Source organism: Lysinibacillus sp. EB106-09-02-XG168, assembly GCF_058791475.1.
This window is the reverse complement of the sequence record NZ_JBYTDN010000003.1, coordinates 614,383-639,839: the sequence shown is the minus strand read 5'-3', so window position 1 is coordinate 639,839 and position 25,457 is coordinate 614,383. Positions and strand designations below refer to the sequence as shown.

Genomic DNA, 25,457 nt, shown 5'->3' with positions numbered 1-25,457 from the left:
GTGCCGGCTCTTCTATCCAACGCCCTAATTTTTATCATAAACAAAAAAACAGTGGAGAGTTCGATGACTCGAACCTCCACTGTTTATAAAATATTTCTTAGTTTTTGAAGTCTTGTTTAGCTGTAACTTTTACAAGATCTGCGCTTTGACCACCAATGTTCACACGAGCATTGAATACGTCTCCAGCTTTACCAGTAGCAGATGCTTCAACTGTACCGTTATTGCTGAATACTACTTCACCAGAAACTTTAGATAAAGTTAATGTTGTAGCAGCAGTTGGAACACCATTAAATTTAGCTTGGCCTTTAACTTCGCCTGCAGCATCAGCTTCAGCAACAGTTGCCATTACGCCGTATTGGTCAGTAACAACTACGTCAGCTAATTTGAAGAATGCATCTAAGTTGAAGTTAGCAGCTACATTGTAAGAAGAAGTTGTTACGAAGTTAACAGCCTCACCAGCAATGTATTGTGAAGCTTTACCTTCTTCTACTACAGCTACTTTTTCTACTTTAGGAGCAACGTTAGAGAATGTTACTTCTTTCACGATTTCTTCACCAGTAGCATTGATTGTGATTGTTACTTTCGCAGTTGAAGTTTTTGCATCTTTATCGAATTCTACGTTCGCTGCATCACCTGTAGTAATATTACCATCTGCAACGTTTGTAAGAACTGTCGATTTTACTGTGTAGTCAGAACCTGCTTTAAGTGTAACTTCTCCACCATTAGCCGTTACTGCTTTTACTACGATGTCTTTGCCATATCCAGTTGGGATTGCTTTTTCAGTTACATAGATAGGTTTGATATCTTCTACTTTATAAGAAGTGAATGAGCTATCTTTTACAACTGAGAATTGTTTAGAGTAAGAGCTTGCTTCAATTGCAGTATCATCCGTAACTTTTACAAGTTTGAATGTTACATTAGCAGTTGTTTTAGTAGCGCCTGCTTTGTATTCTACTGTAATTTTGTTGTTAACAGCATCTTTGATTTCACCAGTTACAGTGAATGGTGCATCATTATCAGTGAATGCTTTGATTGTGTAGCCTGCTGTTGCAAGTTTTGCAAGAAGCTCGTCAGTTGAAATAACTTGACCGAATTGGTCTTCAACTATGATGTCTTTTGCAGCGATTTCTACTTTTTCACCAGCAATTTCACGGATAGCTGTGCTTACTTTGCTATTTAAGCCAGTGATTACTTTTGGTGCAGTTGTAGATTTAGGGATAACTGTTTGAGTTGCAACTTTACCAGTTGAAGATGTTACAACAACAGTTACTGGTGTGTTTTCTTTTACATTAGCGCCTGCTACTTTTGCATAAAGCTCGCCGTCTTTTTCTACTAAAGTACCACCAGTAATAGTGATACCTTTAGAGCCGCTTAATACAGTAGTATCTTTAATTGCATTACCTTGTTTGTCTAAAACAGATAATGGGAATAGGATGTCTGCGTCAGCAGTAACAACTTTTGTTGGTGCGCCTAATGTAACTGAATCAGTACGTAAACCTTCAGCAACTTTCACAACCGCTTGGCCGTTTTTACCAGTTGCTTTAGCAATAGCGATTACGTTTGTATCACCAGTTGATACAATGCTATTAACTGGAAGTACAACTACATCTTTACCTTCGATTGTTTGTTTTTCGAACGTTCCGAATGTTGCAACAGCTTGATTTGTATTTGTTACAAGAAGCTCACCGTTTAGACGGTTTACATCAGTAACTTCTTTACCATATTGGTCTTTTACAGTAACAGGAAGATAGAATTTATCTTTTGCTAAATTAGTATCTTCGTTTAACGTTTTGCCGTCTTTGTTGTAAAGAGCGCCAATTGTTACATCAGATGCTACAGTTTTAGCAGAAATTGTTACAGTTTGTGTAGCTGTAGTTGCAGTTGCACCGTGGATCACTGTAAGTACAACTTTGTCGCCTTCTTTAAGACCAGCTTTAGTAATCGTGATAGAACCGTCTGCATTTGCAACTGCATTTGTAGCACCTGCTGCAGAAAGTGTTAACGATGAAGCGTTTAATTTTGTAATATCTTCACCGTATTGGTTTTTAACTTGGTAACCGATTGTAGCTGTAGTATCACCAGTTGATGGAGCTACTTCACCAAGGATTTCAATAGCAGAAACTTTTTCGTCTTCTGTTTTCACAGAACCAGTTAGTGCTTCTTCTGAAAGACCAGTTACGTTAACTGTAAATTCACCTTTTGTAATTTTGCTTGTCAAATCAATTGTTGCAACTGTTTTTTCTTCGTTCCATGTAATAGAAGAGAAGTTAGATTTGAAGCCATCTTTTTTAAGCTCAAATTTAGCTTTTTCAGTTTCAACTGGTTTATTGAATGTTACTGCTAAAGTTTTTGCATTTACTGCATCAACAGATTTTACTTTCACCGCAGTTACATATGTAACTTCAGCAGAATAAGTTTTTCCATCGATTTCGAACTCTACTTTAGTTTCTTTGTTTTCTGGAAGTGGAGTTGGTAAAGTTACCGTATGTTTTTTGTCATCAGAAAGTGTTACTTCTAATGTCGTTGCATCTACAACTTTAACTTCTTTAACAGTTAAAGAGGCCTCTTCACCAATTTTATCAATCGCACGACTTAAGAATGATGCAAATTGACCACGTGTTAATGAGTTTTTAGGATTGAACTGTTGTACAGTTTTAACGTTTGTAATTTCAGCATATTCTAACGCGATGATTGCTTCGCGATTTTCTGTAGCTGTAACTTTGTCTAAATCAGTGATAACAGATTTGAAGTCAGCCTCTTTGTATTCAGCTACTAAATCTACATTATAAACAGTTTTGATAGCACGTACTAAAACAACTGCCATTTGCTCACGGCTCATGTTATTAGTGTGCATTAATTGGTTGTTTGAACCTTTGAATACGCCAGCATCTTTAACAAGTGCTGCATATTGTAATAACTCTTTGTCAGGAGTTGTTGTTGGTAAATCAGTGAAACGAGCTTCTGTTGCATAGTCTGCAGGAACTTCATAATTTTCTGACACTAACCATTTTCCTAAGAATTTCGTTACATTACCACGAGTAACAACAGCATTCGGTTTGAATGTGCCATCTGGGTAACCTGCTACGATTTTAGCGTCTGCTAATGCTAAGATAGCGTCCTTGTGATCACTTTTTTCAATATCAGAAAAGCTTGCTGCGCTTGCTGCTGGTACGATTGCTGATGCTACTAGGGCTGCTGAAGCTGCGCCTACAACCCATTTACTATATTTTTGTTTCATATGAAATTACCTCCTAGATAAATTAGCCAATATTTGTGACTACGACTACATTATAAGAGTACGAGATAATAAATTTCAAAATGAAATAACTGGAATGAAAAATGTGGTAACACATTAATTTTAAAGGGTTACTAACCATATTTTGTGCAAATGTTACGATAGATACCATCCTGAAAATTAACAGACAAACCTTACTGTCACAAGGAAAATATACCATCTTACCCATGTCATTTTTACCATCCAATTTTCTACAAAATTCGACTTTTACCTTCCAATTGATTAAAAACCATTAGTGAACAATTCGTGAATTTACGTTACAATAAGGTAGGTAATTTATTCTTGTATTTCCTTGATTCTATTAATATTTACCATATTTTTAGTTGATTATCAGTTATTAGGAGCCTCTTAGCGATTGTCATTTAACTGATCGTCTGGAAAATTACTTGCGAGATATACACTTTTTAATCAGCAATTGTAGTGATGTTATCGACGATTTTTGATGCTATTGGTAGTTCTTGTCTTTTTATCAGCGAACTTCACGTTGTCATCAGCCTTATTGCCTTTCTATCAGCGATTTCGACATTTACTAGCAATCTTCTTGATGTTATCAGTTATTTTTCTGATACTATAATGAATAAAACAATTATTAGAGATGAGGATTTGAAGGAATGGTTTTTAGTAGCCTTATATTTTTATATGTCTTTTTACCATTAGTACTCATTGTGTACTTCATCTCTCCGAAGATGCTACGTAACACAATTCTACTTTTGGCCAGCCTGTTCTTTTATGCATGGGGTGAACCGAAATATGTACTATTAATGTTGATTTCCATTTTGCTCAATTATATTTTGGGGATTATCATTGAAAGTACAGTTTCACAGTCCAAACGAAAAGCGCTACTTTGGCTTGTTATTGTGAGTAACTTGGCCATCCTTGGCTATTACAAATATGCCGGCTTTTTTGTGGACATTCTTAATAACTATTTGGATAAGCCTATTGAATGGGAGGCTGTACCACTGCCAATCGGTATTTCATTCTACACATTCCAAGCACTTAGCTATGTGATCGATGTTTATCGAAAAGACGTGAAAGCACAGCGTAATTTTCTTGATTTATCACTTTTCATTACATTATTTCCACAGCTTGTGGCCGGACCGATCGTTCGTTATCAAACGGTAGCCGAGCAAATTAAAAAGCGTCTTTCTACAACAGAGGATTGGATGATTGGTATGCGTCGCTTTGTACAGGGGCTAGCTAAAAAAGTACTGATTGCAAATCCGATGGGCGAAGTCGCCGATCAGGTTTTCAGCTTATCGGGTGGAGATTTAACAACAGGTACTGCTTGGATAGGGATTTTAGCTTACTCGTTACAAATCTATTTTGACTTCTCTGGCTATAGTGATATGGCCATTGGTTTGGCACGAATTTTCGGCTTCCATTTTGAAGAGAACTTTAACTATCCGTACATTGCACAGTCCGTAACAGACTTCTGGCGTCGCTGGCACATTTCGCTTAGTAGCTGGTTTAGAGACTATGTCTACTTCCCACTTGGAGGTAGTCGTGTTAGCCACGAATGGAAATTATATCGAAACTTATTAATCGTCTGGACGTTAACGGGCTTTTGGCACGGGGCGAGCTGGACATTTATGGCATGGGGTTTTTATTACGGAATATTAATTTGCCTTGAAAAATGGGTAATTTTAAAATGGTTAGAACGCATACCTCGTTTCGTACGCCATATTTATATTCTTATTATCGTTATGATTGGTTGGGTATTCTTTAGAGCAAATGACTTTACATATGCCTTTACATTTATCAAAACAATGTTTGGGTTATCCGATGCGGCGCTGTATAATTACGAAACGATTTTGCTGGCAAAGGACTATGCCCTATATTTTGTAGTAGCGATCATATTCGCTATGCCAATTTATAGACTTTATCAAACGTGGAGTGAGCAAAAGGCAACGGCCTCCTTGTCATTTGATTGGAGTCTACGCCTTGTACAAGCAATTTACTATGGAGCATTGTTGCTCTTTATTACGATGTTTTTAGTGAACGCAACACATAATCCATTCATTTACTTTAGATTCTAGGTGGGACAACATGCGAAAAATACAAATGTATCTATTACCAATAACCTTTTTTTGCATCATTTTCGCTGGCTTCGTCGTGCATGTATTAACGGTGGATCGTCCTCATTCTGAAATGGAGAACCGTCCGTTAGAATCTGCAAACCTTTCACCAAGCCCACAAGAGATCTTCTCTGGGGCTTGGTCAAAACAAGTAGAAACATATATTTCCGATCAATTCCCTGCCCGCGATACATGGATGCGCAACTATGTTTACTTCCAACGTGCAATGGGGAAAACCTACTTAAACGATAAGTACGCAGTTGATGATAAAAGCGGCTGGATTATTTCAAAGCCTGCTGAAGCAAAATCTGATAAAGAGCTAGCTTCCTTCGCCTCAGATTTACAAAAGCTAAGCGAAGGACTTGCTGAAAAAAATATCCCGTTTACGTTTTACTCACTACCAGCAAAGGCGACTTACTCACGTGAGCCAAGCCCAAGCTATATGCCTGATGACGCTGGAATTGTCAATAATGTTCGCCTACATGAGCTTATAACTGCTGCGGGCGTAGACAATGTTCGTCTCTTTGATGAAATGAAGAACGACTTTTCTGTCGAACGTAACTTCTTCAAAACTGATCATCACTGGACAATACGTGGTGCATTCTCTGGTTATCAGGCACTTATAAAAACAATGAACGCGCGACTCGGTGAATCCATTGAGCCGATTCCATACGAGGAAGCTAATACTTATTGCTTACAGAATAAATTTGCTGGCTCATGGAATAAAATTTTGTACATGACCGTCAATAACCACGATCAAATTTGCTACAACGAGCCGGTTTCCTTCCCAACACAATTTACAATCTATGACGGTACAATTGAGGGTGACGTCACGGCTCCGTACGATGCAGTATACGGTCGTGCAAAAAAAATGAGTCCCGACACAGTCGTAACCTATGCTGATGCCTATAGTCGCGACTTTGCAGAACTCACAATTGTCAACAATCACTATGACAGCGATAATCATGTTGTCGTTATCAAAGATTCATACTTTAATAGCATCCAGTTTCACGTTGCAAGTCACTTTAAAAAGCTGACGATTTTAGATTTACGTTACTTGGATAAAGATGTTATCTCTTATCTACAAAGCTTGCATCCAGACTACGTCGTACTTGCTTACAATGACCGCAATTTAAAATTGATGCCAGAGTAGTGGTTTCACAAATTTCACTTTTTAGCGGTTGAATCATTTACTGAGATTCGTCTATCCTTAGCAGTGCAAATGAAGTCCATTTTGCCTACCGGCGATACAAAAAAGCAGTGATTTCTAATAAAGAAATCACTGCTTTTCCTATGTGGTACGCTTTTTTAATCTCCCAACTACCCACTGACTAAATGGAAGCATAGAAATCAATTTCGTCACCGTTATACAAACAGCTATCGTCCACAGCATTAGTAATGGCACTCGAACTAGGGTACTATTAAAATGCTCTACAAACCAGCCTGTTGATAGCCGCAGAACCTCCCAATGAATGAGATAGATCATAAACGCATAGCGACTTAGCACTTGAACTGTTTTTGTATAAGGTATCGACTGTCCCCAAGCAATTACCAACAAGGTAACACTTATAACAAGTGGTATTAAATCAAGTCGTCTCGAATGCGTTTCTGTATAACCGAGTAACAGACGGATGTATAAAAAGGCAGCTGAGAACATGAACAACACAATCGTCGTGTAACGATACTTTTTCACAAGCGCGGCGATTTGTGTATAATACACACCCATCGCATAAGCTATCGCAAAATAACCAAGCCAGCCCGTAAAGAGTAAACGAAACATAATTGAATTCTCATCAAAATATGGATATGGCAATAAAACTACCGAATGATGAATAAGCGTTATCATCACACATAACGGTAGAAACCAAGCCATAGACCACTTAAAACGTTTCATTAACGCAAAGACTGCATATAGCTGCATCATGACCACAACAAACCATCCTACAAACTCACTATATACAACATTGCGGATAAACTTTTCCCATATTAATCCATTGTGGTAAATTAACTCTACAAGTATCGAATCAAGCATTGCCCACATTAAAAAAGGCAGAAAAATATATTGAATTCTATTCAACCAAAAGTTATTCGGTATTTTATCCTGATAACGATTCGCCAAAATTAAAATAGACAATAAAATAAACGTCGGCGTCGCATAACACAGCGCAATCCGTAAAAACAGATAAAACGTCTGTTCTGGCTCTACACCTACCTCCATAATAATCCATGAAGAAGTGTGTAATAATATAATAGATAAACACGCCACCACGCGTAGTAAATCCCACTCTTTAATCACAAAACATTCTCCTAAAACTTTTGTATCTCATTTAAGTCTGTCACAATTTGTCGATGAAAGCAATGGCGATACTTGTAAGCTAGTTTTTACTATACGAGGGGGATTATATTATATAGAGAGAGATTAACGAAACAGATACATTTAGTAGAAGAAAGGTGAAATCGATGAAGGAAGTTTGAAGCAAACTAAAGCAAATTATTCAGCATCAGTAGAGAACCGTCTTGAAATAATAGAATTTGAGCAGCAACCAATCAAACTAACTATTTTAGAGACGAACGAAAAAGTAAATCGACTAGTAGCTATTCAAGAAAGTCAGCACCCTATTATTGAACTACTTTCAGCCCGCTCGAACCAGCATGAGCTAATTTGAAGAAAATAAGTAATCTACAAGTTGTTGTCTGAAAGCTCCTTCATAAGAATTCTAACTTATTTATATATGGTAAAAATCCTTCGCTTTCCGCGAACTAGGTACAAACCACATCGGTGTGCTCCTACCGCGCGTTTCACTCACGCTTTGTAGCGTGCAAGCGCTCTTCAATGGATCTATACAAACGCGTAGCAATGTACAAAATGTATTCCGTAGCATGTGTGGATGTATGTGGAAGCCAAGTTTCTCTCCTGCGTTCCCCAACCATCGTCTGACGGCGTCTCTGTGCACTCTCGTTGCTCTCTGACTGAGCAGTAGAAATTGGCTTTCATGGTGTCTATGCTCGGCACACTCTCCCTTTTGGTAGGCTTGCAGATACTCCAGTAGGTCTTGTCGTAAGGGCACTTCTCGCAGCCTGCCACCTTTACCCCTCACCGTTAATACGGCTTCGATTGGATCGATGTCTGCTCGTTTAATGCTGACTAGCTCACTAACTCGAACTCCTGTATAAAGTAATAAGTAACCAATCAATTTATTTCGCTCTGATTCCTTTTCAAGATGAAAAAGGAATTGTTGCCCCTGTTGCTCCGTTAGTACACTCTCCTCAGCTTCAGAACCAGCAGCTACTTTGACTTTGTCCTTCTTCAGTTTGATATACAATGCATCTACATATCCATTTTCAAATAACCAATCATTAAATACTTTGAGACTGATAACCTTTTTGTTGATAGATGTCACAGATAAATTTTCTGTTAGTAAATGCTCCCTATACTCTACGAATAGAAAACGTGTAAGTAACACCTCTGGATCAACATCCTTTTCTAATAAGTAATTTTGAAATAGCCGTACATCTGTCGTATAGCTTTCAATTGTTTTCACTGCTTTACCTTCTTCTACTAACCATTCCTTGAATAGCATTAGTATTGAAACTTCCATTTTCATCACCCCCAAAAAAGAAGCAACAGTCTTTCGACCATTACTTTAAAATAATTCCCTGCAAGGAATATTACCACTTAACAAATAACCCTAATTTGCAACGTCTACAACGTTTATCTTTTAATAAACACGAACATATTTTTACCATACTTAATCTCCTTCAATAATTTCTTTTGCTACTTCTGTTACTACAGCTATCACTACGGTTGCCGCTAGTTGTGCCCAAGGATTCATCTATATCACCACCTTTCAAATATTCTTTTTCACCTCTCACGACAGTTATATAATAATGTCGTCTGTTTTTAGGCACACAAAAATAGCACATGCTATGTGTCGCATGCACTTCTCTTTATCTATGCAATGGGCATTTACTAATGTCGTCAGTTTTTCATTAGAAATGTCGTGAGTTCAATTCAGTAACTCATCTTATCGCATTCTTTAGCGATAACTATTTTTTCTAAATAGGCAATGTAATGACGGATAATACTCCGAAGTTTTACATCTTGTATTCGATTGACCAAGTAAAGTATTTCAGCGACTTCTATCGTTACTTCCTCTACAATCTCAAATGGTTCTAGTGGTGTACATAGAAATACACCGTAATAGCCGATGACATTCTTTTCTCTGTAGTACGTATCACCATTCACTTGTATACTTACATATCTTCTAACGTACATCTTCACTGCCTCCAAAAACATCAGGAATTGCTTCACCATTGACTAACCATATTTCATAAGGTGGTTTATTTATCTCATCACGGGACACAGATAAATACAAATAGTAGTTACCTTCTTCATCTGTATAATCTACTGATGATGTCACAATAGGCTCTGGTAACGGTGCTAGTATTGTTGTAGGAATTAACCTTTCATCGATTTCTTCTTTTTCAAAAAGAAGTGACTCATAACCTACTTGATCAATTGATTGATATTATTTTACCAATTAGCTTATTAATGCCTTCTATAAAACGTTGTAATTCCTCCATCTTCTTATTCCTCCTGTACTACATGTAGCCCTATTCTTTTAAACAATCGGTTCATAAAATTAAATTGTCAATCAGGTCTACACCAATAAACTCATCTACTTCCATCAATGGTTGCTGCACAGTAATACTGTCTAAAAAATGATTCATAATAATAATCTTCTCCTCCTAAATAGAAACAACTTCAATTCCTCTAACAAAGAAATTGAAGTTGTTTCATTCTATATCAAGATAATAATATATCTTTAACTTTTTATTTATTACCTTTTATGTATACTTTGGTTCTATCCTAACCCTAATAATAACCCACGAAAATGTGAAAAAGTTTTAAATGGACAGACACTCGCACTGGATGCAGGAGGATTAGGCTCGTGAGCAAACGGAACTGTTTCCCACGCATCAGAACTTCCCTGATGAATACAAGATCGATAGTTAGAAAAGACCCCATAGAGTCTAACTATTTAAAGTTAAATCAATGGGGTCGTAATCTACTTATTTCACTAGCAAGCTAGTTTATTAAGTAACGTTTCGTTTAGTTTTATTAAGGAGCTTTAGGAACAGTTACTTTAATTGCTACAGAATCTGCAGAATACTTTCCATCTTTTGATGTTACAGTGAATACTACATCAACTTCTTTTTTATCAGCTGCATCTGGAGTAACTGTACCATCTAATTTAATAACTGCTGTATCACTAGAAGATTTGATTGCTACAGTATAACCTGCGTCAACTGTTGGTAAATCTAATTTACCAGCATTAATTGATGGAGCAGTAGTGATTTTTGCAGCTTCTGCTTTTACTGCCTCTTTAGCTTTAGCATCTGCTTCTGCTGCTTTTGTTACTAATGCAGCTTTTGCATCTACTAAGTCTTTAGTAGCTTTTTCAATATCTGCTTTTGAAGCTTTTGTTACGTCTACAGCTTTTGCTGCTGCTAATGCTTTAGCATATACTTCCCAAGTAGTTGCAGTGTAATCTGCTTCAACTAGTTTAGTATCTTCTTCAGCTTTAATTGCTGCAGCTAAAGCAGCTTTTGCTTTTTCTAATTCTGCTTTATCATCTTCTTTTACTTTTTCTGTATCAACTGGTTTATCGCCACCGTTATTAACAGCAAGAAGATAGAATGTTACAGTATTATCTTTTACTTCGTAAGTTGCTTTTACACTTGAACTAGCATCTTTAAGAATTTGTACAAATTGCTCTTCAGAAAGCGGTGCACCATTTACATTTTTAAATACATATGTTTTACCAGTTTCACCAGCGTATTTTACTGCATCTTTATCACCTTTAGCATCAGTGAATACAACAGTTTTCTTATCAGTATTGAATGATTTGATATCGCCAGTAAATAAGTTAGTTACTTCAGATGTAGAAGTGAATGTAGCTGTTGCTTCTTTAGCACTGAATGCAAATTCTTTTACAACTTTATCTCCCTCATACTTCTTAGCAATACCTGTAGCAAGAACTTTAACTGAAGAAGATTTATTTTCGTCTGAGAATACTTCAATTGTACCATTATCAGCAATTACAGAAATAGTACGATTTGAACCAACTTCTTGAACTTTTTCTACTTTATTATAAGTATATTTTACTTTAAGTTCGTTAGCGCCAGTATTTTCAATAGAATAAGATACGTCTGGAGTTGTGTATCCAGAGTTTTTCATTGTTTTACCACTTTGGTTCACAAGAACTACTTCAAATTTAGCTGGGTCTTTTCCAACGAATTTAGAAGCTTCTTCACCTTTGCCATCTTTAGCAACTAATTTAGATCCATCGATAGTTGCAGCTTGGAAGTAAGAAATTGGTGCAATTGCTGATGGTTCACCTTTATCTAAAGTACCAACTTTTCCGCTTTGGTAGTTTACATCGATCCAAACGATTGGTGTACCATATGAGTTTGCTCTGTCATTACCGATAACAAAAGTAGCTTCACCTTTTGAGTCAGTTTTTACAATGATTTGTTTTGCATCTTTATCATATTTAGTTTCCCAACCAGTTTGTTTTCCGTCTTCAACTTTAACAAATTTAGCATCTGTAGTTGTAGAAATAACGCCATCGATATCTTCGTTAAATGCAACATTTACTGTTTCATTAGCTGCTAGTTTACCATCTTTATTTTTAACAACGACTTTATATTTACGTCCGTTTTCAAATGTAGTAGCAGCTTCTTCGCCACCGTCACGAGTTACTTCAAGAGAATAATCAGCTTGTGTTGCACCAAATTTAACTTTAGCAGCTGTTACTTGTAATGCAGAAGCATTATATTGTTTAACATTTTTACCAGTACCTGTCTCACCAACAAATACTACAGGAGTTACTTCAGCATTTGAACCAGTCATAGTGAATGTAGCTTCACCTTTAGAATCAGTTGTAACTTGAGCAGCATCAATATTTGAAGAGCTAGTTTGAGCAACTCGAACACCGTTAATAGTTACATCTTGTAATTTATCAACAGTTACATCAATGTTTTCTTTAACAGAAACGTTTAATGTTTTACCCGATACTGGTTTACCAGTTTCTGGGTCTTTATAAGTTACTTTGTAAACTTTGTTAGCTCCGTTGTTGACAGTAGAGCCTGTAGTTACTTCAGTAATAGCCAATGTTGTATCAACAGCCCAGAATACATAGCCAGTTGAGAATTTAGAACGGTCACCATTAGCGTACACAGTTACTGTATCTTCTGTTGCAGCGTAACGAGTGTAAGAATAAGTAGCGATACCTTCTTCGTTAGTTACAGCTTCAACTGTCACAGGAGCTTTTACTCCGTTAGCAGAACCTGGGATGAAGAATGTTACTGGGATACCAGCTTTGTTTTGACCTTCAGCTACAGTTACTTGTGCTTTAAGAGTAACTTGTTGACCAAGTTTACCTTGAGTTGACTTTTCAACTAAATCAACTTTAGTTGGGATTACAGCGTTAACACCTTTGAATTTACCAATTTCTTCGCCAGCAAGAGATACAGTGTACTCTTTGTCAGCTGTTTGTGGTGCAGTAGTTAAAACAACAACTTTTTTGTTAGTTTGTTTTACAGCTGCGTTCTTAACTTCTAAATCTTTGATTTCGAATTTAAGAGCTTGTACGTTGTCAACTTCTTCGTCAAATGTTACTTCAACAGTTGTGTTGTTGATAGCTTTTACAGCAGCTTTTGAAGGTGCTGTTACTTCAAGGTTGATTGTACGGTATAAGAATGAAGCGAATTGACCGCGAGTGATAGAGTTAGTTGGGTTGAATGCTTTACCTGGTAGGTTAGCAGCATTTGTTAACTCAGCATACTCTAAAGCAGTGATTGCTTCACGTTGTTCAGCAGAGAAAGCTTTGTCTAAGTCAGCGATTTCGCTTGTGAATTTAGCAGCTTTGTACTCTTTCACTAAATCTACTTCATAGATTTCGTTAATAGCACGCACTAAAACAACTGCCATTTGTTGGCGTTGCATGTTTTGTGTGAAGTTTAAGTTGCCGTTTGAACCAGCGAATACGCCTGCATCTTTAGCAAGTGCAGCATATTTTACTAATTCTTTTTCAGCTGTTAATGGAAGATCGTTGAAGTATTGTTTTGTATCCCAGTCAGCTGGAGCTTCATAACCTTCAGTCTCTAACCAACGGCCTAATAATTTTACTACTTGACCACGATTTACATCTTGGTTTGGTTTGAATGTGCCGTCAGCGTATCCATTGATGATACCTGCTTCAGCTAGAGCGTTGATCGCTTCTTCATGAGAATTACCTTTTACGTCTGTGAATCCTGCTGCAGAAGCCACTGGTACGATAGCAGATGCTACTAATGTAGCTGTAGCAGCTGTTGCTACGAATTTTTTGTATTTCTTTGGTTGGTTAGCCATAGAAAAATTTCCTCCTCTAAGTTCATAAATTATGTCTCTACTACAAATACATAGAAATGCAGTAAATAAACAACTACACATAAAAGTATAGTTGTATCCCTAAAAGTTGTCAATCATATTTTGGGAAAGTTTCTAATTCATTTCCGGAAAAACATGGGCATGCAACTCTCTTTTACCATTGTTATCTATTTAAGCTGATTTTTCAAGTGTTTTTGAACATCTTTTCCAACAAGAATATGGAACTAACACCTAAAATGTTCATTCTTTTTACAACAATAACCAATTATAGGTTTCCTATCTATTTTAAGCGGTATTAAAATTGGAAATACTTTTTACTTTTATATACATTGTAGGGCGTACTATTTGAAGATTTTTAGGGGGCTGTACTGTGAAGTTCATGTACTCAAGTGTAGAATTATATTTTTATACACGAAAAAAGCTCAAGCATGTACATGCTTGAGCTTTTTTCGCTTGGGCTACCAACCGTTGTTTCCTTGCAGGGAATTCTATTTATTTCATAGAGGAAATTCCTATACACGTACAGTCTAACACTTTCAATATAAAACGACAATACCAATTTTTAAAAATTATTGACGTTTTTTCCTAGCCACTTCCAATAAAAACAACGGAAGCGCAATTTGACGCTTGATACGCTTAGGTTCTTTCATTAATCGATAAAACCATTCAAGGCCAAATTTTTGGAAAATTTCTGGTGCACGTTTAACTGTACCGGCAAGCACATCGAATGACCCACCTACACCTTGATAAATAGTTGGATGCAATTGATTGCGATTTGTATTAATCCAGTTTTCTTGCTTTGGACTGCCCATCGCTACAAAAAGTAAATCGGGCTTTGTTTCGTTAATGCGGTCAAGTACCTTCTGTTCGTCCTTTTCATAGCCGTCCTGTGTGCCGACTATTTTAATAGAAGGAAATAATGATTCTAGCTTTGCTTTTGCCGCATCTGCAATACCCGGTTTCCCTCCGTAAAGGAAAATAGGCTTGCCACGTTTTGCAGCTTCCTCGCAAAGCTTCATCATCATATCGACGCCTGTAACACGTTCACGAATTTGCCCTTTTTGAATTTTAGAAGCAAGGATAACACCAATGCCATCTGGAATTTGAAATTCCGCTTCGTTAAGCAGCTTCTTTAGAGCAGGGTCCTCTTTTGCTTTGATAATCTTCTCTGGATTGATGGCAACAACGAGCGCCTTTTGTTTTTTCTCAATGCGCTCGAATGCCATTTCCATTAACTCATCGTAGCCTTCCGTATTGACATTGATGCCAAGTACTTTTTCTTTCATCGGTTTTTCGCATCTCCTAAAAGGTGGAACTGGAAGCCTGCTTCTTCCCATTTATCGCGTTTTAAGCAGTTTTTCGTATCGAAGACGATTTTTGATTTTGCTGTCATTTCTGCAGCTTCTAATGCCTTGAATTCATTATGATCTGTTAGAACAACGATGATATCTGCATCTTTTGTCGCTTCTTCTAGGCTTTGTGTTTGTGTAGCATGTTTATTTTCTTTAATGTGTGGATCATATGAAATAACTTCTAATCCAAGATTTTGTAACTCGTCAATAACGATTGTAGATGGACTTTCGCGCATATCATCTACGTTTCCTTTGAAGGCTAGTCCAAGCACAGCTACTTTGCCACCAGCAATTTTGTTTTGATTTAAGATTGCTTGTGTTTTTTGTGCTGTGAAGCTTGGCATACTGTCATTTGTATTACGAGATAAGTGAATAATTTGGGCTGTCTCGCCACCTAGCTCAACTAAGAACCAAGGGTCAACCGCGATACAGTGACCTCCTACACCAGGACCTGGGAAGTGAACATTTACACGTGGGTGATAGTTCGCAAATTTAATGGCTTCCCAAATGTTTACATCTAGCTTCTCTGCTAATTTTGCAAGCTCATTAGAAAACGCAATATTGACATCACGGTAAGTGTTTTCCATTACTTTTACTAACTCAGCTGTTGTTGCATCTGTAAGGTGAATTGTACCATTCACAAATGTTTGATAAAGCTCTTTTGTCAATTGTGCAGACTTCTCATCAATCCCACCAACGATACGGTCGTTATTCACTAATTCTTCAAAAATGCGACCAGGAATAACACGCTCTGGTGAATGTGCTACAAATAAATCTATACCAAATTCAAGATTTGCTTTGATTAACTCTGGTAGCATAATGTGCTCTACAGTTTTCGGTGGTACTGTCGATTCAAGAATGACAAGGTCACCTTTTTTCAAGAATGGCACGATCGAAGCCGTAGCTTGACGTACATATTCTAGGTTCGCTGTATTATCAGGATTAATTGGCGACGGAACTGCAACGATGAATACATCCGCTTCTTGTGGTGTCGTTGACGCCGTTAAGAAACCTTCATCTACTGCTTTGTTCAGGCGCTCTTGTAATCCATTTTCTTCAATGTGAAGCTTTTTCTCTTGAATACTTTTTACTGCTGCTGGGTTTACGTCCACCCCATGTACTTTTATGCCGTGGTTGGCAAACATTACAGCCGTTGGTAAACCGATGTAGCCAAGTCCAACGACACAAATTGATTTAGTCATTCTCTATTCTTCCTTCCGTTTTCAAAACGAGTAGTTAAATTATATGTTCTGTAAATGCGTGATGCATTTTTGTTCTGCATTATAGTATACATCTTTCAGGTGAAAGTGTGAATCAATTTGTTATTTTGAAGCTGTTTTCTGTGTCTGATTAGCAAAAGTTTTGTAAGTTAGCGGCGTAATTTGATGTTTTGGTGGCATTCCCCCGTTGGTTAGCGGCGCAACTCACACTTTTAGCGGCGAATCCCCATATAAGCTGGACAAATGGTACTTCCTAATTCGATTAGGCCCAGTCCTTGATAAATTTAATTTTTGTAAAGGCCGTTTTGCTACATACTGACTTCCTATATTCAAAAACTCACGGCAATCACTGTTCGACATTGTATCCCCTACTAGCATGTGATAATCTATTAGTGCTCGTATATGTGCATTTTGACATTGAAATTTTCAACTTTGACAATACCAAGTCATGCGCAATTTCGCCCCCAAACTGATTACAGTTTTCACAATAAACACCCCGATACAAAGCAGAGGTATCAATTTTATAGTATTGGCATAGCGGAAACGGCGTTCTGTGCTGCAAATGTGACAAAATAACATTTTTGATATCTGTCATAGTTGTCGTCTCTCTACTTATCTATATATATTGATACAGAAATGCCATAAAAATCGGCAATCGTCCGTCCTCTCGATGCATATTTACATTTTTAAAAAGGAAAACAACCGCTCCATAAATGGATATCGAAACATGCTGGGTGTCTAAGAAATACTTCATCCCTCGAATATACTGTTCAAGATGAATTTCAGGATGCGTAAAAACGTGAATCGCTCCAGATTACGAATAAGCTGACGTAGGTCATTTTTAAAATGTACAGTTCCTAGGATATTTTTTATTTCTAATAGTATGATAGCGTTGGGGACAATAAGTAAAATATCAATTTGCCTGGGAAGAACAGAGGGAAATATTACATTGTGGAAAATGTGACAATCGTTTAGCAGTGCTATTTGCTGTAGCTCCTTCATAACATACTGCTCACTAAAATCGCCCGCTTCTTTATTTTTGAGTTAATGTTGAAGATTTTGATATTGTGGGTACGTGGGCTTTAACCGAGTCACTAGAGCTTGAAGTCCTTTAGTCAATGGGGATGGTGCAAAGGGTTTTATGATCAATCAATTCTTTCCTTTTCTATTTGAATTTCGTTAGGTTTATCAGCGATTTTCGTAATTAATCATCGGTTCTCTTTTTTATAGGCGATTGTTCCACTCTTAACCCCAACTAAAAAGGAATCACCTTTAGTATCGGGGATTCCTCATTGTTCCGCTTTCGAGTAGTTTGAGAATCGATTGTGCTTGTTGCATGTGTATTGAAAGTACATATTGACTTGCCTGCATTAGAATTTGAGCCTTCACCATATTCATCATTTCTTTGGCGATATCTGCATCACGAATGCGAGACTCCGCATCTTGTAAGTTTTCTGCCGTGTTTACATTCGCATTATAAGCATGCTCTAGACGATTTTGATAGGCACCTAGTCTTGAGCGCTCACTTGATACACGCTTTAAAGCCTCATCCATTGAGGAAATAGCTTTATCAGCATCTTCACGAGTTGCAATAGATGTCGTATCGTCCAAGCCCAGTGCTCCAGCACCCATGTCGTTAATATACATCTCGATACTTTGACCTGAATTAGCACCTGCCTGAATTTTAATACCGTTCGTAGCATAATCCCCATTTAGCAATGTCTTCGTATTAAACTCCGTATCCTTCGAGATGCGCTGAATTTCTTTTTTTAATTCCTGATATTCCAAATCGAGTTTCTCCCGATCACTATCCGTTAATGTATCATTGGCTGCCTCGACTGCAAGCTCCCGCATGCGCTGAATCATATCATGTGTTTCATTCAATGCTCCCTCTGCTGTTTGAACAAGTGAAATACCATCTTGGATATTCTTCGCAGCCATGTTCAAACCACGAATTTGCGCACGCATTTTTTCAGAAATCGCAAGTCCCGCTGGATCATCAGCAGCACTATTAATACGGTAGCCAGAAGAAATTCGAAGCATTGCCTTACTCATTGCCCCGTAATGTCTATTCATATTATTTAAAATGGACATCCCCGTTGCTGACCACTTCCCAATCATCATTTCACCACCCCCTATTGTTAAGTATATCGGTCTTTGTGACATTCTCTTTAACTCTTTTTGGTAATCGTTTCTAATTTAGTAAGCCCTAAATAGTAACAGCTTCTCATCCGCTTTTATGATTTCGACTTTAGACCCATATGGATTTTGCTCTGGTGTAATTGTGCCCGCACCATTCATGCCATTTAACATCCGTGTGGGCTTTAAGGAAGCAATGGTTTTTGTGCGAAAGTACAGTGCTAACTTAGCGACAGCAACAAGGTGGTTTTTGTGCTAAAGCGTAGCGACATCATGATGTTGGTTTCTAAGGCGTTTTGACGTTCTTACCCCGTGTTTCCCTATTTCATCAGGAACCTCATCACCTTCAGAGGTGGCAGTCTTTCTGAAGATAAAAGCACCCACTTCATTTATATAGAAAGGGTGCTTACATAAAATACCGTGTATTCAATTTTGGAAACCTCCGAGTTGATGGTTCTTTTGTTGTAGTAGTTCAAAAAAGAGATCTCTATTTTGATCTAGTAATGCCTGATCGATTAAATAATCAATGTTTTTCTGCTCCAATTCTGTAATGAGCTGATCTACTTCGCCAACAGTCACTGAAGATACAAGTGGTAACTGGGGCTTTGGCGTAGCGCTTTCAAGAATCGGTGCTAGATGGTCATGAACATTTGTAATTAATAATAATTGATATAATGGTAGTCGGATAAAACGATTCCCTTTCTGGAAAACAAACACCTCAGATATATTTTCAATTTGCTGTGTATTCAAGTTGATAATCATCTCTTTACCTTCAATGGGAATGAAATGGAAAATCTCATTCTCTTTTAATATAGAGAAATATTGATAAGCAAATACTAGACGCAGTTTATCTCCAGTAATCTTCGTGTAAAACGGCTTCATATATTGAACTTGCATCATCCTTCATCCCTCCTTATTTATCTGATTATTCAGATTTTAACATAAATAAATTACCTTGTTAACTATCTTCTCCTTGATTTTTTTCTTTCGAATCATTCGACTTATCATGGACGCATTTTAATCGTATAATGGAAGGACAGTCTTTTTTTCTTTATACTTACATGATCACTAGCTATACATTTTGAAAGGAGTGAGGTTATGGCATTGTCTATTGCCCAATTAGCTAAGGAACACCAAGAATTTATCCTTGCCAAATTACAGGAAGCTGAACAGGCGTTACATCCTTCCTCTACTGAAGACGAAGAGCTAGTGCGTCGTGCTGTTTTTTCAGTGCGGAATAAATCAGTTGTCTTTGAACGTTTTAATGGAGCGAGTTCTATATTATATGCAAGCGTACAGGATGTCAGACCTGCTTCTGTAGAAATTGATTTTGCCAAAGAAGAGTTGAGCTGTAACTGTCCTCAGCTGAAATGGTGCAGACATCAAGTTGGCGCATTGCTTGCCCTCTATCAGTATTTTGATTCTGTGCAAAATTGGTCAAGCGCTTGGCGTGCGCAAAAATCAGTGCAATTAAAATCATTAGCAGATGAACGAAGTCCAGAAAGCTGGCAATTGATGGTCAATGAAGTTATGAAACGTTTATTACCACCTGGGCGTATTCTAGAAGGGTATGGCCTTTCAGCTATACGGTCGGATGCACTGGAGCGACTTCAACGGCATATGCCATTTGAGCGCGAGTGGCAGCCACTTTATAAGCTTTTTATGGAGCTATCGATCTTTAATACAATATGGCGTCATTTAAATGAGACAAAAGGACATTCGTTGGATTCTCCTTATATGAAATATTTTATTGATCAAAGCGTCCAATCATTCGAAAGTATTTTGACCGAGCTAACGGGTCGATCACGACTTTTTGCCACTGACCCATTCTATGATGCGATTCAGGAATTAGTTAGGAATTTTTTATTGGAACGACAAGGATTGTTTGCGGATCGACTACAAATTTATATGCTGCTTTGGGCAGTGCTTTTTTATGAAAAGCCACGACGCGAACAGGAATTAGAACTTATCAATAACCTTGAGAATCCTTCATCTGAGATTTCCTTGCAGTCCTTACAACTGCTATTTTATGTACTGCTACAAAAAGAAAGTTTATTACAAGAAAGAATTGCTCATATTGATGTACAACAAATGCAGGACCTTTTTGAACTAGCTACATTTGCAAAACGTGCTGGTGAATCACTTGCTCAAACCATCATTTTACGTGCGATGCTACCATTTACCGAAGTCTTTTTACAACAAACTGTGCCAGTTGTAAAGCGAGCTCAATACGTACGGCAATTCCAGCTTTTATACGAAGACATACAGCTTACAGAGGAAGAGGAAGCTACATTATATAGTGCATTTGGTGTTTACGGGCTTCAGCCGTTTTCGTTCTTTCTTATTAAAAAAGGACGTTATCGTGATTGGGCAGCCCTTCATCAGCTAAACCTCTCATCTCTTTCCTATTTAGAAATGTGCGGATTAAAGGATGTGCTTCAAGTAGCTCCTGCAACAGTATTGCCCTTATATCATCTATATGCCATGGCTGAAATTACACAAAAATCACGTATGAACTATAAGCAAGCTGTACGAATTTGGAAAAGTATGCGCAGTGCAGCAAAGCGTGCTGGTAAAACTGCTTATTTCGAAACATATATGCAAACCATTCGTGCAGAGTATAAACGACTCCGTGCATTACAAGAAGAAATTGAGAAAGGAAACTTAGTATGATGACTATAAATGCTCCTTCCCCGTTTTCAAAAAAATTACAGCTTCGTATTCATGCTGCACAGGAAGGATATTTTACGTTACAGGGGTTTACTGCTGATGGTGCAGCAATGGACGCAGACTCACTCATTTCTTCATTATTTTTTAACTATGAAGCGAATGTCTATGGGATATTAACCAATCGTTCAGAGCTTACTATTGAGGTTTCAACTTCTGAGCTCCTTGATATTTTTTCACAGCGTTATCTACATCCTTTTATTGAATGGCAAGGTGTAAATTCAGAAAGTCAGGTATTGCTAGAAAAAGCGTCTGCTTTACAAACGTATTGGCAGGAGCCATCGCTCTGGTCACACGCTGTTATTGCAGATGATTTTTCCTCGCTAACATTCCCTCTGGATGGTGTTGAAACAGCTTTATTAGAAACTGCCGTGCAGCAAAAACTGGCACAAGCAGGTCTTATACTGTCTGATTTACCAAAGCTAGTGCCATTTTTCTTGCGTGGTGGCTGGCCATTAGACCAGGAACGACAAGCAGGTACAGTTAAAGTCTCTCTACGCTTAAGTGAGCCTGAGGAAGATTCTGATGTTTGGCTTTTAGAAACAGTACTGAGCACGGCTACAGCTAAGAACTACTGGACGCCTGCTATGCGAAAGCAGTCACTACCAATCGCTGATGCTCTACCAGCAAAATGGGAAATGTATGCTAAAGCTATTGAACAACAACAAGGTCAAATTGTAGATCTTCTTTCTATTGAAGATGTAAGTAACGATATTTTCATCCGTATTATGCTTGAGGATTTACAAGTTCGAACATTTTTACGTGAAGATTTAGCAAGATTACAGGCACTCGGCTTTGACGTTGTATTACCGGCTTGGCTTAAGGATTTAAAACAGTCAAAAATGCGTGTTCGTGTAAGTACTGGCAATGTATCGACAAAGAAAGTTGCTGGACTAGATGATATCTTAACATTCAAATGGCAGTTTTCTATGAATGGTCAGTCCATTTCACCTGAGCAATTTAAAAAGCTTGTGGAAGAGAAACGCGAATTCATTCGTATAGGTACTGAATGGTTTAGAGTCGATGCAAACTGGATGCAAGAGATGCGTACTTTGATGCAGCAAGCAGAAGACGAAAGCTGGACTGTTCGTGAATTGCTATTTCGAGAGCTACCAGAGGATTTATCCTTACCTCTTGAAGAAGAGGATGCCGATGATGAAATGCGGGATGACCCGATTTTTGAATTTGAATTGCAACAATCGCTTAAATCCTATATGGAGCAGCTTCAAGAGAAAAAAGGACTTCCTACAGTACCCGTTCCTACAGCTTTACAGGCTGAATTACGGCCTTATCAGCATGAAGGTTTCGAATGGCTTGTCTTCATGCGCGAACAAGGCTTTGGTGCGTGCTTAGCGGATGATATGGGTCTTGGTAAAACGGTTCAGCTTATTTCATATTTGCTGTATCTTTATGAATCAACTGAAGATACAAAGCCAGCCGTAATTATTTGTCCTACTTCAGTGTTAGGCAACTGGCAAAAGGAACTTGCCCGTTTTGCTCCTTCGTTGATTGTGCATACGCATTATCAGGCGAATCGAGCAAAGGAGGATGCTTTTAAACAGCTAGTAAAAAGAGAAAAACCACATGTGATTTTATCTACTTACGGCACCGTATCTCAGGATGCTGAGTTTTTACAGGAAGTAGACTGGTCAACAGTTGTACTGGATGAAGCTCAAAATATTAAAAATATGCAAACCCTCCAATCAAGAGCTATTCGTAAATTAAATGGTACGCATCATATTGCTTTAACAGGTACACCGGTGGAAAACCGTTTATCTGAGCTATGGGCAATTTTTGACTTTATCCATAAAGGCTATTTAGGTAGCTTCGGTCGCTTTAATGAAGAATTTATTTTACCGGTAGAACGAGATGAATCAGAGTCACATAAACAGAAGTTACGTACAAAAATTCAACCGTTTTTACTTCGTCGTACAAAACGTGACCCACACTTACAGCTTAACTTACCAGATAAACAAGAGTCTCACGATTATTGCCCATTAACAACTGAGCAAGCCTCTCTATATGAAGGATATATATTAGAGACGCTCGATCAGCTCGAGCAATTAACAGGCTTTCAAAAAAAGGGACGCGTCTTAAAGATGCTCAGTAAGCTAAAGCAATTATGTAATCATCCTGCCTTGTATTTAAAAGAACCTTTCGAGGATGCAGAATCAATGCTGACTCGTTCTACGAAATTAGAACGTATCGTGCAAATGGCTACAGAAATTGTGGACAACGGCGAGCAATGCCTCATTTTCACTCAATATATTGGAATGGGACAATTACTACAGCATTGTTTTAGCGAACTATATAATATTGATGCACCGTTCTTAACAGGTGCGATGCCTAAGCAGCAGCGAGACCGCTTAGTTGAGGCTTTTCAGGCAGGAGATTTCCCAATATTTATCCTTTCATTAAAAGCAGGTGGAACAGGGCTAAATTTAACAGCTGCAAATCATGTCCTACACGCAGATCGCTGGTGGAATCCAGCTGTTGAAAATCAAGCGACAGACCGTGCATATCGAATTGGCCAAACACAATTTGTACAAGTGCATAAGTTTGTAACTATTGGTACGATTGAAGAGAAAATCGATAAAATGCTAGCTCAGAAATCTGCATTATCAGAAGAACTAATTCAATCAAGCAAATGGTTAACTGAGTTAGAAGATGATGAACTTCGTGATTTAATGACGCTCGATTTCTAAAAATTTATATATGTGCGCCAAGAGCAAAACGTTCTTGGCGCTCTTTTTTTCAGCGGACATTGCTTGTTACTTCTTCCCTACTTACTTCATGTTAATATTTAGTTGTGTTTAAGGCTCATTGCTGAGCGGTCTTCAGCAATGAACTACGTTATGAAAGGTATACATCATTCCTCTCTAAATTGATTGATTACGGTGCAAGTATAGAAGGAAAATGGCGGATCAGACAGCTTGCACTTGCCCCGTATGTACCATTTAGGATTGCGATACTACTGGTAATTGTACTTCTACATCAGGTAGTACAAAATCGGCTAAGCCGTCCTGCTCATCAGTTGGCTTTGGCAACACAATAGCCCCATCACGATCCCTTGGCTTAAGCTGATAAAATCGGACATCTTCTACGACTACTTCTGTTATAAAAACCTTTGTGCTGTTTTCATTTAAAAATGATCTTGATTGAATACGACCATTTGCCCCAATTAATGAGCCTTTTCCGCAATATTTGACGATATGCTCTGCCAGCCTTCCCCAAACTGAACAAAGAATAAAGTCAGCATCCACTTCCCCACGACTGTTTTTGTAATTGCGATTAATGGCTAGTGAAAAATGTGTTTGCACGCGATTTTCAGATAAGTGTCGTAACACTGGATCCTTTGTTAACCTTCCGACCAGTCCGACTTGGTTCATTGATTCACCTCCTTTGCTTTTGATTGCTCTCATCATACAAAAATTAATTCAGCATTGGCAAAAGTCGATTTTTATCATTTCCTTCAGTTTTTAATCATAAATTGGGTAAATTGAGGCTTTTACTTTTCAAGTTTTAAATGATTTTTCAAGCTGAATGCTTTTCCCTGTAGTTGCAAATGCTAATTGTTGAAATATGCAATTTCGCAGTTTTTATTGAATGCACCAAAAACTGCATGGACCCTTCCATAAACAGGGGCTAATTTAATATGTTATACTAAAAAGGATGACCGACTTAGGAGGATATTACATAATGAAAACATTTAAGATGCTTTCCTTTGACCTTGTCACAAAAGAGGGCAAGCAACCTTTCCCTTTAGTCGATGGTATTATTATTAACCAGGAAAATAGCCATCAATCTTGGATTCTTGAACTGTTTATGGACCGACAATATCGTTCAACTTTTGATGAACTTTTAGCGAATGCTACTGTCTTTAATGTACGTGCAGTTATTTCATTTCCAGATAATGAGCCTGCTCCTTTCCAGGTTGCCGTACATACAGTCCAAGAAATTGGCGAGCACATCTCTGTCCTGCTAAAAGGGAAGCTCAAGATAAAACGCTCAAAATATGCTGAACAATTACTTGCCGAGTTGCTTGCTGAGGGTGTTACTTTAGATAAGTTATTGGACCGCTTCTCACACGATATGAAAGAACGACCAAAACTAAAAAATGATTGAACTTCATTTAACGATGCAAACATTTGCATCGTTATTTTTTATTGGATAGGAATAGATTTTAAGGTACAATACGATGTAAAAGTTAGAGGA

17 protein-coding genes and 1 pseudogene are annotated in these 25,457 nt (G+C 37.8%); 6 read left to right on the top strand and 12 right to left on the bottom strand.

Annotated features, from left to right (window positions below):
• Positions 1-97: 97 nt before the first annotated feature.
• On the bottom strand, positions 98-3,238 hold the full coding sequence (locus AC3WSO_RS04065) for an S-layer homology domain-containing protein (RefSeq protein ID WP_492528923.1): 3,141 nt from the start codon (positions 3,236-3,238) through the stop codon (positions 98-100).
• Between the two features lie 668 nt (positions 3,239-3,906).
• Here AC3WSO_RS04065 and AC3WSO_RS04060 point away from each other — a divergent pair.
• Both AC3WSO_RS04060 and AC3WSO_RS04055 read left to right on the top strand, forming a co-directional pair.
• A complete protein-coding gene (locus AC3WSO_RS04060) occupies positions 3,907-5,331 on the top strand; it encodes an MBOAT family O-acyltransferase (RefSeq protein ID WP_492528921.1) in 1,425 nt (474 codons plus the stop codon).
• A 10-nt stretch (positions 5,332-5,341) separates the two neighbouring features.
• Positions 5,342-6,523: an alginate O-acetyltransferase AlgX-related protein gene (locus AC3WSO_RS04055; protein ID WP_492528919.1), complete on the top strand. Its 1,182-nt coding sequence runs from the start codon at positions 5,342-5,344 to the stop codon at positions 6,521-6,523.
• A gap of 138 nt (positions 6,524-6,661) precedes the next feature.
• On the opposite strand, the gene AC3WSO_RS04050 is transcribed toward AC3WSO_RS04055, so the two are convergent.
• Positions 6,662-7,666 carry an acyltransferase family protein gene (locus tag AC3WSO_RS04050; protein ID WP_492528917.1) on the bottom strand — a complete coding sequence of 335 codons (1,005 nt, stop codon included), beginning with the start codon at positions 7,664-7,666 and terminating at the stop codon, positions 6,662-6,664.
• A 175-nt stretch (positions 7,667-7,841) separates the two neighbouring features.
• Here AC3WSO_RS04050 and AC3WSO_RS04045 point away from each other — a divergent pair, with 175 nt between their 5' ends.
• The gene (locus tag AC3WSO_RS04045) at positions 7,842-8,036 is read left to right on the top strand and encodes a hypothetical protein (protein ID WP_492528915.1); all 195 of its coding nucleotides are present in this window, start codon (positions 7,842-7,844) and stop codon (positions 8,034-8,036) included.
• A gap of 60 nt (positions 8,037-8,096) precedes the next feature.
• Here the strand turns inward: AC3WSO_RS04045 and AC3WSO_RS04040 are convergent, their stop codons facing one another.
• From AC3WSO_RS04040 to AC3WSO_RS04000, 9 genes and pseudogenes are all read right to left on the bottom strand, one after another.
• Complete coding sequence (locus AC3WSO_RS04040; protein WP_492528913.1) at positions 8,097-8,969, bottom strand: tyrosine-type recombinase/integrase; 873 nt, start codon at positions 8,967-8,969, stop codon at positions 8,097-8,099.
• A gap of 413 nt (positions 8,970-9,382) precedes the next feature.
• Positions 9,383-9,646, bottom strand: a complete 264-nt coding sequence (locus AC3WSO_RS04035) for an ATPase (protein WP_492528911.1) — start codon at positions 9,644-9,646, stop codon at positions 9,383-9,385.
• On the bottom strand, positions 9,636-9,791 hold the full coding sequence (locus tag AC3WSO_RS04030; RefSeq protein ID WP_492528909.1) for a hypothetical protein: 156 nt from the start codon (positions 9,789-9,791) through the stop codon (positions 9,636-9,638). Before AC3WSO_RS04030 ends, AC3WSO_RS04035 begins: the two co-directional genes overlap by 11 nt.
• A 701-nt stretch (positions 9,792-10,492) precedes the next feature.
• Entirely contained in the window at positions 10,493-13,786 is a 3,294-nt protein-coding gene (locus tag AC3WSO_RS04025) for an S-layer homology domain-containing protein (RefSeq protein WP_492528907.1), read from the bottom strand.
• Positions 13,787-14,373: 587 nt separating this feature from the next.
• Positions 14,374-15,090, bottom strand: coding sequence for a WecB/TagA/CpsF family glycosyltransferase (locus AC3WSO_RS04020; protein ID WP_492528905.1), 717 nt, complete (start codon positions 15,088-15,090; stop codon positions 14,374-14,376).
• The gene (locus tag AC3WSO_RS04015; protein WP_492528903.1) at positions 15,087-16,358 is read right to left on the bottom strand and encodes a nucleotide sugar dehydrogenase; all 1,272 of its coding nucleotides are present in this window, start codon (positions 16,356-16,358) and stop codon (positions 15,087-15,089) included. The genes AC3WSO_RS04020 and AC3WSO_RS04015 overlap by 4 nt, the downstream gene beginning before the upstream one ends.
• A 768-nt stretch (positions 16,359-17,126) precedes the next feature.
• Positions 17,127-17,390, bottom strand: a pseudogene (locus tag AC3WSO_RS04010) (nuclease-related domain-containing protein); the annotation flags it as partial.
• Positions 17,391-17,648: 258 nt separating this feature from the next.
• Positions 17,649-18,497: a flagellin N-terminal helical domain-containing protein gene (locus tag AC3WSO_RS04005; protein WP_492534239.1), complete on the bottom strand. Its 849-nt coding sequence runs from the start codon at positions 18,495-18,497 to the stop codon at positions 17,649-17,651.
• A gap of 444 nt (positions 18,498-18,941) precedes the next feature.
• On the bottom strand, positions 18,942-19,415 hold the full coding sequence (locus AC3WSO_RS04000) for a transcriptional regulator (RefSeq protein ID WP_492528901.1): 474 nt from the start codon (positions 19,413-19,415) through the stop codon (positions 18,942-18,944).
• 198 nt (positions 19,416-19,613) lie between these two features.
• On the opposite strand from AC3WSO_RS04000, the gene AC3WSO_RS03995 reads away from it, so the two are divergent.
• Both AC3WSO_RS03995 and AC3WSO_RS03990 read left to right on the top strand, forming a co-directional pair.
• Positions 19,614-21,188 (top strand): hypothetical protein, encoded by a 1,575-nt coding sequence (locus AC3WSO_RS03995; RefSeq protein ID WP_492528899.1) that lies wholly within the window; start codon positions 19,614-19,616, stop codon positions 21,186-21,188.
• On the top strand, positions 21,185-23,947 hold the full coding sequence (locus AC3WSO_RS03990) for a DEAD/DEAH box helicase (RefSeq protein WP_492528897.1): 2,763 nt from the start codon (positions 21,185-21,187) through the stop codon (positions 23,945-23,947). Before AC3WSO_RS03995 ends, AC3WSO_RS03990 begins: the two co-directional genes overlap by 4 nt.
• 252 nt (positions 23,948-24,199) lie before the next feature.
• Here the strand turns inward: AC3WSO_RS03990 and AC3WSO_RS03985 are convergent, their stop codons facing one another.
• Positions 24,200-24,631 carry a single-stranded DNA-binding protein gene (locus AC3WSO_RS03985; RefSeq protein ID WP_492528895.1) on the bottom strand — a complete coding sequence of 144 codons (432 nt, stop codon included), beginning with the start codon at positions 24,629-24,631 and terminating at the stop codon, positions 24,200-24,202.
• Positions 24,632-24,941: 310 nt separating this feature from the next.
• On the opposite strand from AC3WSO_RS03985, the gene AC3WSO_RS03980 reads away from it, so the two are divergent.
• On the top strand, positions 24,942-25,367 hold the full coding sequence (locus tag AC3WSO_RS03980) for a YwpF family protein (protein WP_079559428.1): 426 nt from the start codon (positions 24,942-24,944) through the stop codon (positions 25,365-25,367).
• Positions 25,368-25,457 lie beyond the last annotated feature (90 nt).

Coding starts and splice junctions, on each gene's coding strand:
- AC3WSO_RS04065 (WP_492528923.1), bottom strand. CDS start 3,238: ATGAAACAAAAATATAGTAAATGGGTTGTAGGCGCAGCTTCAGCAGCC.
- AC3WSO_RS04060 (WP_492528921.1), top strand. CDS start 3,907: ATGGTTTTTAGTAGCCTTATATTTTTATATGTCTTTTTACCATTAGTA.
- AC3WSO_RS04055 (WP_492528919.1), top strand. CDS start 5,342: ATGCGAAAAATACAAATGTATCTATTACCAATAACCTTTTTTTGCATC.
- AC3WSO_RS04040 (WP_492528913.1), bottom strand. CDS start 8,969: ATGGAAGTTTCAATACTAATGCTATTCAAGGAATGGTTAGTAGAAGAA.
- AC3WSO_RS04035 (WP_492528911.1), bottom strand. CDS start 9,646: ATGTACGTTAGAAGATATGTAAGTATACAAGTGAATGGTGATACGTAC.
- AC3WSO_RS04025 (WP_492528907.1), bottom strand. CDS start 13,786: ATGGCTAACCAACCAAAGAAATACAAAAAATTCGTAGCAACAGCTGCT.
- AC3WSO_RS04020 (WP_492528905.1), bottom strand. CDS start 15,090: ATGAAAGAAAAAGTACTTGGCATCAATGTCAATACGGAAGGCTACGAT.
- AC3WSO_RS04015 (WP_492528903.1), bottom strand. CDS start 16,358: ATGACTAAATCAATTTGTGTCGTTGGACTTGGCTACATCGGTTTACCA.
- AC3WSO_RS04005 (WP_492534239.1), bottom strand. CDS start 18,497: ATGATTGGGAAGTGGTCAGCAACGGGGATGTCCATTTTAAATAATATG.
- AC3WSO_RS04000 (WP_492528901.1), bottom strand. CDS start 19,415: ATGATGCAAGTTCAATATATGAAGCCGTTTTACACGAAGATTACTGGA.
- AC3WSO_RS03995 (WP_492528899.1), top strand. CDS start 19,614: ATGGCATTGTCTATTGCCCAATTAGCTAAGGAACACCAAGAATTTATC.
- AC3WSO_RS03990 (WP_492528897.1), top strand. CDS start 21,185: ATGATGACTATAAATGCTCCTTCCCCGTTTTCAAAAAAATTACAGCTT.
- AC3WSO_RS03985 (WP_492528895.1), bottom strand. CDS start 24,631: ATGAACCAAGTCGGACTGGTCGGAAGGTTAACAAAGGATCCAGTGTTA.
- AC3WSO_RS03980 (WP_079559428.1), top strand. CDS start 24,942: ATGAAAACATTTAAGATGCTTTCCTTTGACCTTGTCACAAAAGAGGGC.